General features: G+C 39.7%; 9 protein-coding genes. 5 read left to right on the top strand and 4 right to left on the bottom strand.

Annotation, left to right across the window (positions count from 1 at the left end):
* Nucleotides 1–6: 6 nt before the first annotated feature.
* On the bottom strand, nucleotides 7–990 hold the full coding sequence (locus tag G3567_RS08095) for an acyl-CoA dehydrogenase family protein (protein ID WP_164004830.1): 984 nt from the start codon (nucleotides 988–990) through the stop codon (nucleotides 7–9).
* A gap of 18 nt (nucleotides 991–1,008) precedes the next feature.
* A complete protein-coding gene (locus G3567_RS08090) occupies nucleotides 1,009–2,181 on the bottom strand; it encodes a GlmU family protein (RefSeq protein WP_164004829.1) in 1,173 nt (390 codons plus the stop codon).
* Nucleotides 2,182–2,270: 89 nt separating this feature from the next.
* On the opposite strand from G3567_RS08090, the gene panB reads away from it, so the two are divergent.
* Nucleotides 2,271–3,089, top strand: a complete 819-nt coding sequence (gene panB, locus G3567_RS08085; RefSeq protein WP_164004828.1) for a 3-methyl-2-oxobutanoate hydroxymethyltransferase — start codon at nucleotides 2,271–2,273, stop codon at nucleotides 3,087–3,089.
* A gap of 38 nt (nucleotides 3,090–3,127) precedes the next feature.
* On the opposite strand, the gene tamL is transcribed toward panB, so the two are convergent.
* Nucleotides 3,128–5,371, bottom strand: a complete 2,244-nt coding sequence (tamL, locus tag G3567_RS08080; protein ID WP_235923526.1) for a translocation and assembly module lipoprotein TamL — start codon at nucleotides 5,369–5,371, stop codon at nucleotides 3,128–3,130.
* Nucleotides 5,372–5,393: 22 nt separating this feature from the next.
* Nucleotides 5,394–10,415 carry a translocation/assembly module TamB domain-containing protein gene (locus G3567_RS08075; protein ID WP_164004826.1) on the bottom strand — a complete coding sequence of 1,674 codons (5,022 nt, stop codon included), beginning with the start codon at nucleotides 10,413–10,415 and terminating at the stop codon, nucleotides 5,394–5,396.
* Nucleotides 10,416–10,674: 259 nt separating this feature from the next.
* Here G3567_RS08075 and G3567_RS08070 point away from each other — a divergent pair, with 259 nt between their 5' ends.
* From G3567_RS08070 to coaD, 4 genes are read left to right on the top strand one after another with little or no spacing between them, the layout of a single operon-like run.
* Complete coding sequence (locus G3567_RS08070) at nucleotides 10,675–12,303, top strand: acyl-CoA carboxylase subunit beta (RefSeq protein WP_164004825.1); 1,629 nt, start codon at nucleotides 10,675–10,677, stop codon at nucleotides 12,301–12,303.
* A gap of 56 nt (nucleotides 12,304–12,359) precedes the next feature.
* The gene (locus tag G3567_RS08065; protein ID WP_164004824.1) at nucleotides 12,360–13,049 is read left to right on the top strand and encodes an RluA family pseudouridine synthase; all 690 of its coding nucleotides are present in this window, start codon (nucleotides 12,360–12,362) and stop codon (nucleotides 13,047–13,049) included.
* A gap of 39 nt (nucleotides 13,050–13,088) precedes the next feature.
* Nucleotides 13,089–14,078, top strand: a complete 990-nt coding sequence (locus tag G3567_RS08060; protein ID WP_164004823.1) for a D-alanine--D-alanine ligase — start codon at nucleotides 13,089–13,091, stop codon at nucleotides 14,076–14,078.
* 36 nt (nucleotides 14,079–14,114) lie between these two features.
* Complete coding sequence (gene coaD, locus G3567_RS08055; protein ID WP_164004822.1) at nucleotides 14,115–14,573, top strand: pantetheine-phosphate adenylyltransferase; 459 nt, start codon at nucleotides 14,115–14,117, stop codon at nucleotides 14,571–14,573.
* The last annotated feature ends 86 nt before the right edge of the window (nucleotides 14,574–14,659 follow it).

Below are 14,659 nucleotides of genomic sequence, written 5' to 3'. Positions count from 1 at the left end.
ACCCTATTAGACTTTCATCATAGGATGATGTATAGCGGTTAGTACATCCCGATAAGCCCAGTGGCTCAGTTTATCTTCTTCGACCAGGGCCAGGCCGGCTGTCTTGAACATCTGCTGAATTTCATCAAAAATTAACATATTTGCCTGACCAAGCCGTATTCTTACAGCGGCTTGAAGCCTATCGCTCAAGATTCCTTCTCTGGACTCGTGCTCAATGCTTTCGGCAATAGCATCTCTGTTTTGAATGGCGCTTGAAATTTTTTGACGGAGCGAGTCTGTAATTAGTTCAAAATCAGCTTTAAAAATCTGTTCTGCATGCAGGGTATTTAAAAAACACTGCGCAATCCCACTAAAGCAGGACGACATACAAACCCGTGCAAATTGTTCAAACGGAATATGAAATACCTTGTAGTCAAAATGATTCTTTATGGAATTGATGTGAAATCCAAACTCTTGAGGAACCCGAACATCGGACAAATTGATGGATAAGGAAGAGGTGCTTTTTAAACCAAAAATCCCCCATTTATCCTCAGAAAACTCAACAGATTCTCTGGGTACCACAAAAGAAGAAAGTTCACCGGTATCTGCATTTTTGGCATTCAAACTGAAGTAATTCGCATGCGCAGCTCCAGAACACTTTCCCCAGTTGCCGTTCAGAAGCACAGACCCATCTTCGGTTTTAAAGTTGCCGCTATCTGCGCCACTTCCTGCAATTACGGTCCCTTTTGGTGAAAAAATAGTTTTGGCAGCCTCTGCCTCAAAAAATCCGGAAAACCAGTTAGCTCCTGCCCCCAGATTCAGAACCCAGCCCAAGCCACCGAAGTGTGCCGAGGTTTCGGTGATGCGCTGACTTGCTGATTTCAAATCCAATTGCAAGCCACCAAAGGCTCTGGGCACAAATAATTTGAAAGCATTGGTTCTGAATAATTGGTCTAATAAATCTTCAGGAATTTGGAACCTTTTGTAATCTTCTATGTTAACTTTTCTCATTTGATTTCAGTAAAACTCCTAATCCCGGCGATAGCTTGAAGTCATTTCAAAAACGCTTTCCAGGATAGCTTTCTCCGTGCTGGTTAAACTCAAACCCCTGCGTTTCATCACGAGTTCAGCCACTTCATAAACTTTGTTCAGCTTGTAAGTAATGACGCCCTGACTCCCACCCCAACTGAAACTCGGAACAAAATTTCGAGGAAAGCCAGATCCGAAAATGTTGGCGCTTACCCCGACTATGGTTCCCGTATTAAACATCATATTGATACTGCATTTGGAATGGTCGCCCATGATTAAACCACAAAACTGAAGTCCGGTGTCTTTAAACCGACCAGAATCATAATCCCAAAGCTTAACGTTAGCATAATTGTTTTTCAGGTTGGATGTATTGGTATCTGCCCCCAGGTTACACCACTCCCCGATGACAGAATTTCCCAAAAAGCCATCGTGTCCCTTATTGGAATAGCCTAAAATCATAGAATTGCTTACTTCTCCTCCGACTTTTGAATGTGGACCAATGGTCGTTCCTGTGTAAATTTTAGCACCCATTTTTACAGTAGAATGCTCACAGAGGGCAAAAGGCCCCCTAATGGCAGAGTTTTCCATAACCTCAGCATCTTTTCCGATATAAATGGGACCCTCGTTGGCATTGAGCGCCCCGTTATATAATTTGGCACCTTCTTCAAGAAAAATCTGTCCTGGATTGAAACAGGTTACCGTTTCAGGGATGGGCTGGGAAGTCCGTCCAGCTGTCAGTAAGGAGAAGTCGTCCTGAATGGCTTTGTGATTTTTTGAAAATAAATCTGTTGCACTCTCAACATACGCCACCTGAGCATCTGTTTCCACCACTTTTAACTTGGATAGATCCAAGGTCTGGTTTTTCTTTAAGCGATAAGCTAAAATGACAGCCTCTTGCTTTAAAACCTCATCCTCATTTAAGTTTTTTAGGATTTTCAAAAAATCCTCTGAAGCCAGATATCTCGCATTGATGTACATGTTCTCCTCTTCAACTTGCTCAGAATATTTTTCAGCTAAATAGGACTGAGTTTTAAAAGAGACCGACGCCTTTGTAATGTGTTCCCATTTTTCCTTTAAGGTCAATATCCCAAGGCGCAGTTCAGCGATAGGCCTGGTATAAGTTAAGGGTAAAAACTGAGAGCGTAAATGATCATCAAATAGAATTATATTCATAAGATTTTGGGTTTAAATATCGTATTATGAAATCGTTTGAGCGTGAATTTAAAATTAAGTAATTTAGCCATTCAAATAAAACTAAAATTATGTCTGTAGCCAAGAAGCAATACAAAAGAATTACAGTAAAGTCTTTAATTGAGATGAAAGCCAATTCAGAAAAGATTTCAATGCTAACCTCTTATGACTTTACCATGGCTCAAATTGTAGACCAGGCGGGGATAGACGTGATTTTGGTAGGCGATTCCGCCTCCAACGTGATGGCGGGTCACGAAACTACGCTTCCTATTACCTTAGACCAAATGATTTACCATGCTTCCGGAGTTATTCGCGCTGTCAAAAGAGCTTTGGTGGTGGTGGATTTACCCTTCGGAAGTTACCAAAGCGACCCTAAAGAAGCACTCCGGTCATCTATAAGAATCATGAAAGAAAGCGGTGCACACGCCGTAAAACTGGAAGGTGGCGGTGAAATAAAAGATTCGATTAAGCGGATTTTAAAAGCTGGAGTTCCTGTGATGGGCCATCTCGGTTTAACACCACAATCTATTTACAAATTCGGCACTTATACGGTAAGGGCTAAAGAAGAATATGAAGCTCAAAAACTTAAGGAAGATGCTTTAATGCTGGAACGCATCGGCTGTTTTGCCATCGTTCTTGAAAAAGTGCCGGCTAAACTGGCTGAAGAAGTGGCTAAAAGCATTCAAATTCCTGTAATTGGTATTGGCGCTGGTGCAGGCGTAGATGGCCAGGTGCTTGTGCTTCATGATATGCTGGGCATGAATAAAGAATTTAGTCCCCGATTTTTAAGACGTTATGCCGACTTGAATACAGTGATGACGGATGCCATACAACATTACAACGATGATGTGAAAGCCAGGAAGTTCCCGAGTGATGATGAGCAGTATTAAATTCGCCTGTTAATTAGCTGGCAAGTTCGATTCAAAATTTAAAAAGGATAACCAATAGCAAAGTTGAGAACGGGGCTTGCAGCATCAAAATTCCATGAGGTGGAAGGTTTCTTGATAGGTGCCGCCAGATCAAACCTGATCACAAAACCCTGAATATCCACGCGAAGACCTACACCCACCCCGGCCCCTATTTCGTTGATGAAATTGGAAGTGAATTTACCACCTGGCGTGGCTTCATTTTCATTTATCAGCCAGACATTTCCTGCGTCTGCAAATACGGCTCCATTCAAATATTCTGTAATTGGAAATCTGTATTCCAAATTGGCTTCCAGCTTAATATCTCCAGATTGATCGAAAAAGGAATTACTTCCATCTTCAGGAGAAAAAGTTCCAGGACCGAGTGATCTTATTCTGAAAGCCCTAATACTATAAGGTCCGCCGGAGAAATATTGTTTTACAAAAGGCAAAGATTCTGTTGTTCCCAAAGGCTGTCCCATTCCGGCAAAAATTCTCCCTACCAATTTCTGTCGCTTTTCATCCAACCTTAAGTGATAGGTTATATCTAAATCTGCCTTCACATAGTGCGCATATTGAAGTCCCAAAAATTCTTTTTGCCCCTCTTCATTTTTAGACCCCACCAAATTCAATAGATTTCCAGCCATATCATAATGAAAACCAAAGAAAATGCCTTCACCCGTGGTTTGGTCTTTTATTTCGTTATACGTAAAATCATATGTGAGTCCTGCGATAAATTGCTGCTCAAAACTTCTTCTCAGGAAAGGATTATTCTCCAGAATCTCATCAAATTCATTTGAAGTATTACCAAGCTTCACATACTCTAAATTGATGGGTTTTAACTGATGGGTTACATAAGAGTTGCCTTCCCATAAATACCCAAAAGATGTAGAGACAGAGTTTAAGGTGTACAGCTGAGTTCTATTGAGATAGTCCAGACCTAAACTCACTTTGGTTTTAGGAACGGCATACTCAAAACTCGCATCGAGGTCTATTGGAAAAATCAATCGGGGAAATAACAGGGATGCGTTTAATCCTAACTGTATGCTGCTCAATCCCTGATCATCCGCTTTACCAAAGAACTGCTGCTCATAGCCACCGTTTAGTGATAAGCGAAATAATTCGCCACCGCGAAATGTATTTCTGTTGGAATAAACAAGACTTAAGTTAGGGCCCGCAAAATTATTGGATTTTGTCACCCCCTGAAGTTCCAGCCTCAAGGAACGCTTCTTCAGTGGTGACAGGTAAATATCTGCTTTTAAATGCCTTTTCCCTTTTAAATCCGTTACACTGTCCTTTTCTTCATAATCGATATTCACAAACTTAAAGGTACTTATGGAAGAAAGTCTCCGACTGGTAAAGCGGGATGCTTTGGGGTTGTAAGTTTCACCGGGGTTTATTTGAACATACGGATACAGACGCTTGGGCTTGAAAAATGGTTGGGCTTGAATAAAATTTAAACCTTTAAAAGATAGTGTGTCCTTCTCCTCTTCCCTATCCGCTAAGGTTCGGTTGGGATGAATATAGACTTCATCTATGATATAGGGTACTAACGATTTTTCAGGGACTTGTGTTTTCAGCCTCACATACAAATCAAAATTTCTGGTGTCATAGGCATTGGTATCCGCTTCAAAAATTAAGAAGTCTGAATTGAAATTATAATACCCACGCTTTTTCAAGTAGTGATCTATTCGCTCACGCTCAGATTTAAGTAGGTCAAGATTAAAACGTTTATTTTCTTGTAAATCTGAATACTGAAGCGAAGATTGAATTTCATCATAGATTCGAAGTGTGTCCGCTACTGTTTTTTCCAGCTGATAGGATTCCAGACGGTAAGGTTTTGGCAGGTCAATAGAGTACAGAACAGATGTTGAACGATCTGACGAGTCTTTTTGAACTATCGAAGTGACACTACTGCCAAAATAACCGCTATTTCGCAAGCGATTTTTCAGAATGTCTTCTGCTGCTTCTACGTTTATGCTTTCAAAATAATAAGGGTCCTCACCAAATTGTTTGTTTAAGAATTTATTGATAAAACCCGGATTCTCTCTTTTGGCTTTATAGTTAAAATAGAGCCCGGGCCGCATTCCTAAAATTTTGGTATTTGTATTCCTGGAAATAGCTGTTTTCAGTTTAGTCTCTAGTTTTTCCAGGCCTTTCTCATGAGTGCTTTCCAGTTTTAATTCTGCTCCTGTGTACAGGCTTTTATCCTCCGGCAGATATTTTTTAACGCTGCATGAAGACAACGCAAAAATTGAAATCATCATAAAAAATACTATTTTCACTAGCCTACCCATCCGTATTGTTTTCAGATTTTTGTTTGTCTTCCGATTTTTTTTGAGAATCCGACTTCTCTTTCAAGCTTTCTTCTTTTAATGATTCTCTGAATGCTTTGTCCCACAGCACCTTAAATTTATTGAACTCGCGCGTAAAAACCAACGCAATCCCACTGACGAAGACCTGACCATCTATCACATTTTCGTATTGACTTTTTCTAAAGCCTTTTAATTTCCAGCGACCGTCTTCGGTAAGAAGATATTCTACACTGACGTTGCCAATAACTGGCTGTGTTTCCGCCTGTCTTTGTTCACCCTGAACATTTACAGAGCTTCCTGCTTCTACCACAAGCCTGTCATCAAAAAACTTTTTTTGTGCAGACACATTCAGGTCTGTTCGCTCCTGCGCTGTACTTCCCTGATAGTCTGTATAACTGTCCACATCAAAATTAAGTTTGATACCTGTGTTTCCAGTCAATTTATCTGAGAACCGGTTCAGCTGATCTGAAATGGCCTGATTTATGTTTTCAGTGGCCATTGATGCAGCACCACCCCGACTGCCATCACTTCCGGAGGCCGGATAAAAGCGATTCAAGACCAGCAATGAAAATACCTGCTTATTGAGCAAATCTTTCTGTTGATTTACCTGAGTTACTCTTCCGTAAACTGTTCCATTAATGGCGCCCTGCTTATCTTCCGGCATATCGAGTTGAAAGGAAAGCTCCGGAGACATGAGTTCACCGCCCACATCCAGATAAACCAGGAAGGGCAACTGCTGCTTATATCTGTTTTGAATAACAGAACTTTCCCCGGCAGTTTGAGTGGCCATCAAGGCACTGGTGGAGGTTTCTATTCTGTAAATGGCTCTTAAATCTAAATCTGCATTGTAAATATTACCACTCCAGCTTATTGAACTCGAAGGCGCAATATCAAACTTTCGCTTCACTACATCATAAAAGTTAAGTTCTACGATCCCATCTGTGACCTCATACTTTCCAAGAAGTTTCATTTGTCCCGTTCTGGATATGGAGAATTTGAAATCTCCCCCACCCTGGACTTTCACATTATCGCCGGTTCGCTCATTGAAAACAACTTTTACGTTTGATTTTTTTTGGATTTTAATATCCGTTTTTAAGTCAATGCCTGTTAAGACTGCTTTTAGGTCTTCTTCTTTTTGTTGTGTTAGAATATCATCTGGATTTTCCTTATTGACAAAAACGACGATACCCTCTATTTCTTCTATGCCCGCCTGAGACTCCGGAACTATATAGGTTAAATCCGATTTTTCTTTAATGGTCAGATTTCCTCTTACTTTTGGGAAATCCAGATCTCCTTCCAGGCTTGCATCTGCACTAAAAATCAATTTACCGAAATAGAGTTCATTATCTTTTGCTTCAGAATTTATCAACTGAAAATCTTCTGCACTAAAAGACAAATCGAATTTTGGATTTGTCACTTTTTCCAAACCGATAAAGCCATTGGTCGTAAACGATTCACCTTCTGCGTCTTCCACAGTAAAATCATCCAAGCTCAATTTATTTTTGGAGAGCTTAATGGTTTCATCTTTTAGCCTGAACAATGTATTAAGTCTTGATAAATTGAACTGAGCGTCCTCAAAAGTTAATTCACCCTCATAATCTAAATCTTCAAGCGAACCATCTATAGAAAAATTACCCTTTAAATCGCCTTTGGAATTGTTGATATACTCGGTTGCAAAATTTTCCAGAGTCTGCATCTCAAGTTTATTCAAATCGATTTTCAAGTGCAGTTCAGACTCAGCAGGATTGGTATGATACACCCCATCTACTACCAAATCTACACCTGCATCCTTAAGGCTTAAATCGAGTTCGTAATCGTCGTCTGGTTTTGCTACTGCGCTCAAGGCTAAATTCCCTAAAGCAACTTCTGTAACCTTTAAATCTTCAATAGTGAGATTTGAAATTAATCCATTGGAAACAAAGGGCTCTATCAAAACAAGGTTACCACTCAGTTTACCACTAGTCAATTTTTCTTCTGGGTTGAAATAGCTGAACAGGCTTGATAACTTAAAATTATCGAACGTAACCCCCAGATGCCTTTTTTCAAAGTCTAAATCATCTCTAAGTGCAATTTGCTGCGAATTTTGATGAATACTGAAATTTGAAGTTCTGATCTTTTCATTTTGATAAATTATCTCATTTTCATCAGAAATAGTCCAGGAAGATGCATTTAAAATCAATTGATCTGAAGAAACATGTATTCTATATAGGTCCTCATCTTCAAACTTGACAGATACCGAAGAACTATATAACTCTTCCTCATCTTTGAAAGCATCTAAATCTAAACTCAAAAGACGGTCCTCGTAATTTCCCTGAATTTGAGTTTTTGCAACATCCAAGGGGCCAGCATAAATCTTATCAAACCCTAAATCAAATTTAATGTAGGACTTTTCAGACTGAACCTCCAGACGTAAGCCCTCTAGCTCATTGTCTTTATAATTTAAATACGGGAGACTTAGAGCAGAAGTCAAGAGCGCTTTTTCTTCATCAAACTGAAAGGAAGCATGAAGAGTATCCATTTGTTTTATGCCATCAATAAATACTTCAGATAAGATTGGAGAATTTGTAAATTTTAAATTTGCATCTAAATTTACAGGTCGATTTGACGGGCTTTGCGAAATTGAATCCTCTGAATAATTTTTAAAATGATTTTCAAGAGCCTTTGAAAGTCCTTCTATATTTGTATTAGCTTTTAGGCTTCCATTCAAAAACTGACTTGAAATTCCTGCTAGCGTTTTTGTAGAATCCACTTCTGAAGAAAACTCAAAGTTTCCCAAATAATACGGACGATTATCATACACTACCAGACCGTCTTCAAGCTGAGCATCGAGTTGAAACTGAGTTGCATTGCCTTTAAACTGGAGATTTGCCAGCACTTTAGCCCTGATGTCTTTAGTGGTTAACCCGAGCTCCTGCGTGTTTATCCCTTCCAAATTGAATTTCATATCTACTTGAGGAGAAACGGAATCTAATTCAAGCGTTGACACAAAATCAAATTTTAAACTTTTATCGGCATAGTCAAACTTCACATCACCGGTGCCTTCCTTCAGCTTTCCCTGGATTTCCATCCCGGAAAACGTATAATCATTCCAGCGAATACTGTCGATTTTTGATGAAAGCTCACCTGAAAGCTCATAAATTGTATTGCCTTTTCCTTCAGAATTCAATTGCATGCTTAAGTTACCGAGCTGTTCATTTTGAAGTAATTTTCCAAGTCTTAAAGATTGGACATCAAGTGCAAGCTTATAGTTAATCGCATTTAAGGAGTTGTAATACCCTTCAAGCAAAATATCGCCCAGAGGAGTCATAAGCTGGCTTCTAGTCGAAAAATTAGCGCCTTTTTTCGCAAAATCTCCCGTAAGTTTAACTGATTCAGGTAAAGACATCCCTAAGTCTTGTTCTGAAATAAATTCGAATAAATCTTTTTTAATGGTTTTGGCAGTCAAATTCTTAAAGTTGAAACCAAATTTTTCAGCCTGTGTAAATTTACTCAGACTTCCTTTGAGTTGCAGTTGAGTCTTTTCACCCCAGTACAAGTTGAACTGCGAAATACTTAAAGTTTCGACATCGCCATGCGCTTCAAAATTGCCTTTAAAATTCTTTTTAGCTAACTTCTGTATTTGCTTATTCTTTCTAAGATCTGGCGAGAACACATAAGCATCTTTGACATTGAATTTGATACTGCTCACATCAACCTCCAAAGTCGAATTTAGTGGTGAACTGATAAGGTTTTCAAGGGTGGTATACTTAAAATTTAAATCGGCAAAGAGCAGACTATTATTAAGCCTCATCCTAACATTATTCAGTTTAGTTTCTTTTGAATTAAATTGCGTTAGCATTTGAAATTCCTCCAAAACAAGTCCGCTTTCTTCTCTGAATCGAAGGTCGTCGAGTTTAAAACTCAAACTTTCATTTTTAGAAAAAGTCAAGTCTTTCATCTTAAAATTAAACTTCTCCACCGCAATAGCTTCAGCGGAAAACTCCCCTTTGCTAGGGCGTTTTCCGTTCCTGTAAAACGCAATCTGATGATTTTCAAAAGCGATTTCATTCACATTAACCTCCCATTGAGGCCAGGTAAAGGCTTCTTCCGAATCCCCAGCTTCTCCGGCTTTTTCCTTTGCAGGTGCAGACGATTTCATTTCCAGCTTTAGGCGGCTGTCTTTCCACACCCACTGGTCCAAAGCAACCTCCTGCGTGTTGAGATTGGCATCCAGATCTGAAAAAGAAAAATCATCTATATAGGCTTCAGAAGCGATGCCTTCGGTTGAAGAATTATAGTGAATATCCACATCCTGTAAACTGAATTCATCGACCAAAATCCAGGGTAAGCTTGATTTTTGCTCTTCTTCAGGCGTTTTCGACGCTTGCATTTGAGACAGCGAAATAGAGGTCTCTTGTAAGCTGAGTTCAGACAGATGAAACTTCATGTTTTCAAGATCAAGGCTTTCATTCTCGAGTTCTAAACCACCGAGATTAAGTTTTGCATCTATTCCTGTGACTTCATCATAATAACTAAGATCAAACTCAGTAAAGGAAAGACTTCCAAGAGAGAGACTGAAGGAACTTTCAGAATTATCCTGAGTTTGAGGTGGGTTGTCAGCATCAGTTGCAAAGGCGTCTATAATGTATTGAAAATTGAAGCCCTGCACGCTGTCTTTCCGATAGATATTGGCTTTGAGTCCCCGCCAGTCAACAAAATCAACTTGAATTTCATCTCTAAAAAGAAGAGGTCTAAACGGGACATTGGCTTCTAAATATTCAGAGTAGACCAGGGTATCCTGAGAGGTATCTTCCAGGTACAGCTCTTCCAGAGTCAGATTCCCGGAAAAGGTGACGTATAGCTTACCAATATTGAATTTGGTATCTATCTTTTCACTGATATAATCTGTAGCCTTACCTACTATGATATCCTGTCCCCAGGGACTTCGGATGAACAGGATCAGAAGTATGAAAAAAATGAACAGACCCAGAAAGATTCTCAGAAGTACCCTAAGCATCTTTTTGTATAATGGCCGGGAAGAGGGTTGGTTTTCGCTCACAGGTTGAAATAAAAATCAAATTTAGAATAACATCTCTATTATAAACAGGCTATCGCGTTTAAATTAAGTTAAATAAGGGAAATTTGTGCAAAAAAATTAAAGCTGCCTGGGTTCCCTGGAAGATAAGTTTGGAAAATTTAGCAAGAGTAAACGAAATCGTTTAAGGTTTGTTAGCTAGGTTTTGTATTTTAGCAATTCAACTTATAGAGCCTTATTCATGGATATAAAATTCAATAAAAACGAAGATCACAATAAACTTTTAGTCTCTGACCTCAGAAGCAGATTTGCTAAAGTAAGACTTGGCGGAGGAGAGAAAAAAATTGAAAAACACCACAGTAAAGGTAAAATGACAGCAAGAGAGCGTATTGATTTTCTGCTCGATGATGCCAAAGATGCTATTGAAATTGGAGCTTTTGCCGGAGATGGCATGTATAAAGACCATGGCGGTTGTCCAGGTGGCGGCGTGGTTGTAAAAATTGGAAAAGTCTCGGGGAAAAAAGTTATCGTTGTGGCTAATGATGCTACTGTAAAAGCTGGAGCCTGGTTTCCTATTACAGGCAAGAAGAATTTGAGAGCTCAGGAAATCTCTATTGAAAACAGACTCCCTATTATTTATCTTGTAGACAGTGCAGGTGTGTATCTACCTATGCAGGATGAAATTTTTCCCGATAAAGAGCATTTTGGCAGAATTTTCAGAAACAATGCCGTGATGAGCAGTATGGGAATCACTCAGATTTCTGCGATTATGGGAAGTTGTGTGGCAGGTGGAGCTTATTTGCCAATCATGAGTGATGAGGCCATGATTGTTGATAAAACGGGCAGTATCTTTCTTGCCGGAAGCTATCTGGTAAAGGCTGCCATCGGCGAAAATGTGGATAACGAAACCCTAGGAGGAGCCACTACCCACTGCGAAATAAGCGGGGTAACAGATTATAAAGCCGAGGATGACAAAGATGCGCTCACTAAAATAAAGACGATTGTAGATAAAATCGGTGATTTTGATAAAGCTGGTTTTAATCGCAAAAAACCTAAAAAACCGAAACTGGATCCTCAAGAAATTTACGGCTTACTTCCAGCCAAGCGAAGTGACCAGTACGACATGATGCCTATCCTAGAGCGTCTTGTGGACGATTCGGAATTTGAAGAATACAAAAAAGGCTTTGGCCAGACCATCATTACCGGTTATGCGAGAATCGATGGCTGGGCCGTTGGTATTGTGGCTAATCAACGCAAAATTGTTAAAACCAAAAAAGGTGAGATGCAGTTTGGTGGTGTAATCTACAGTGATTCTGCCGACAAGGCTACCCGTTTTATAGCCAACTGTAACCAGAAGAAAATACCCCTGGTGTTTGTTCAGGATGTCACTGGCTTTATGGTAGGCAGTAAAAGTGAACATGGAGGCATTATAAAAGATGGCGCCAAGATGGTAAACGCTGTCAGTAACTCAGTTGTTCCAAAATTCACCGTGATTATAGGTAACTCTTATGGTGCCGGGAACTATGCCATGTGTGGAAAAGCCTATGATCCAAGATTGATTTTTGCCTGGCCTAGTGCAGAGCTGGCGGTGATGAGTGGAAATTCGGCTGCTAAAGTTTTACTCTCGATAGAAACCTCGAGATTAAAGGCTCAGGGCGAGAAAATCACCGAGGAAAAGGAAAAAGAACTTTACGATAAGATCAAAAACAACTACGACGAGCAAACCAGTCCTTATTTTGCAGCGGCAAGATTGTGGACCGATGCGGTCATAGAACCCCTGGATACCAGAAAATGGATCTCCAGTGGGATTGAGGTTGCCAACCACGCTCCTATCACCAAAGATTTTAATTTGGGTGTGATCCAGACCTAAATTTCAGGATGTATAGCTTATAAAAACCCATAATTTGTAACTTCTTAATACTTTCTATGCGCTCAACCCCAAATAACCTTCAAATTATTTTTGAAGATAACCACCTTATCGTCATCAATAAGCGATCCGGTGATATTGTTCAGGGAGATAAAACCGGGGATTTACCTTTGAGTGAAGTTGTAAAACTTTACCTGAAGGATAAATACAATAAGCCTGGCGAGGCTTATCTGGGTGTTGTACACAGACTGGACAGACCTACCTCTGGCATTGTGGTTTTTTCCAAAACCTCCAAAGCTTTATCCCGCTTAAATAAAGCCTTCGCCAACCGGGAGACTCAAAAATCGTACTGGGCTGTGGTCAAAAGTAAACCCAGGCAGGAGTCGGCCAGGCTTGTACACTTTCTCAAGCGGAATCCAAAGCAAAACAAATCCTACGCACACATCAAGGCTGTACCGGAGTCTAAAGAAGCCATACTTTCCTATCAGATAGCTAAATCCCTGGATAATTATCATCTCCTGGAAGTGGTTTTAGAAACGGGAAGACATCATCAAATCAGAAGCCAGTTGTCTGCTATTGGATCACCGATAAAGGGTGACCTTAAATATGGCTTTGACAGAAGCAATAAAGACGGAAGCATTCACCTTCACGCCAGAAAACTGACGATAACTCACCCTGTACAGAAAGAAAAAATTACTTTTGAAGCTGCTCCTCCTGATGATGTGATATGGAATAATTGTCTGTCTTGATTCAAAATTGAAAACTTATATTTGAACAAAATTATAACAATGAATAAAACTATAGCCGTAGCCATGGGCGGTTATTCCAGCGAAGCAGCTATTTCGCTTAAAAGCGGAGAGGTTGTGTATAAGCACCTGTCTGCTAATCCTGAGTTCAAGGTTTACAGAGCTCATATTTTAAAAGATAACTGGTATATAAAAACAGATTCAGGTCTGGAATTTTCCATCGATAAATCTAATTTTTCAGTAGATATTGAAGGGCAAAGGGTACATTTCGACTGCGTGTTCAATACGATTCATGGTACGCCAGGTGAAGACGGCTTATTTCAGGGCTACTTACAAACCCTGCAAATCCCTCAAACCGCCTGTGATTATTACCAGGCTGCGCTTACATTCAACAAGAGGGATTGCATCTCAGTCCTGAAAGCTTACGGCATTCAAACCGCTAAAAATGTCTACATCAATAAAGGGGATGACATCGATACGCGAGCCATCGTTGATCATGTAGGCTTACCTTGTTTTGTAAAAGCTAACCGGGCAGGAAGCAGTTATGGAATCTCTAAAGTTAAAAAGGAAGAGGACATTTTATCCGCTTTGGAATTCTCTTTCAAAGAAGATGATGAAGTGATTATAGAATCATTTTTAGATGGTCGTGAAGTGAGTGTGGGGGTCATCAATATCGGTCATGAAACCCAGGCCTTACCTGTTACTGAAATCATATCTGAAAACGAATTTTTCGACTTTGAAGCTAAATATTTGGGCAAATCCCAGGAAATTACACCCGCCAATTTAAGTAAGGAACAAACGGAAGAAGTTCAAAACCTGGCCGTTAAAATATTCAAATTATTGAAGCTGAAAGGTTTAACCAGATCGGAATTTATATTTCATAACAATCAGCCTCATTTTTTGGAATGTAATGCCTGTCCAGGTTTAACTGAAGCCAGTATTTTACCTCAGCAAGCCAAAGCTGCGGGAATTTCGCTTCAGGAGTTGTTTACAAGTGCGGTTGAAGTCGCCGTCAAAAACTTTGAAAGCTAATTGAGTTTTAAGTATCTTAGAACAAATTTTTAAGTCATGAGAAGAGCTGTTTTTCCAGGATCCTTCGATCCCATTACTCTTGGACATTACGATATCATTGTGAGAGGACTTACGCTTTTCGATGAAATCATTTTGGCTATTGGAGTCAATTCAGACAAGAAATACATGTTCACCTTAGAGGAAAGAAAATCTTTTTTGGAAGAAACCTTCAAAGATGAACCCAAGATAAAAGTGGATACTTACCAGGGTCTCACTGTTAACTACTGCCTAAAAGAAAATGCCGATTTCATTTTAAGAGGCCTGAGAAACCCTGCTGATTTCGAATTTGAAAAAGCCATTGCGCACACCAATAGAAAACTGGAAAAAATAGAAACCGTTTTTTTACTCACATCCAGTGGAAAAAGTTACATTTCTTCCTCGATTGTAAGAGATGTCATACGGCATAATGGTGACTATTCCGCCTTAGTGCCTGATGCCGTGATTGTAAAATCCTAACTTAAATCCATAAAAAACATACTACTCATTGTAGCTGTATTGGTCTTTGTTCTGGGATTTTCTCAAACCAAACTTAGGCTAGACGC

The organism is Psychroflexus aurantiacus (assembly GCF_010820555.1).
GTDB classification, from domain to species: domain Bacteria; phylum Bacteroidota; class Bacteroidia; order Flavobacteriales; family Flavobacteriaceae; genus Psychroflexus; species Psychroflexus aurantiacus.
The sequence above is the reverse complement of the archived record's forward strand: the minus strand, read 5'-3'. Positions and strand labels throughout refer to the sequence as shown.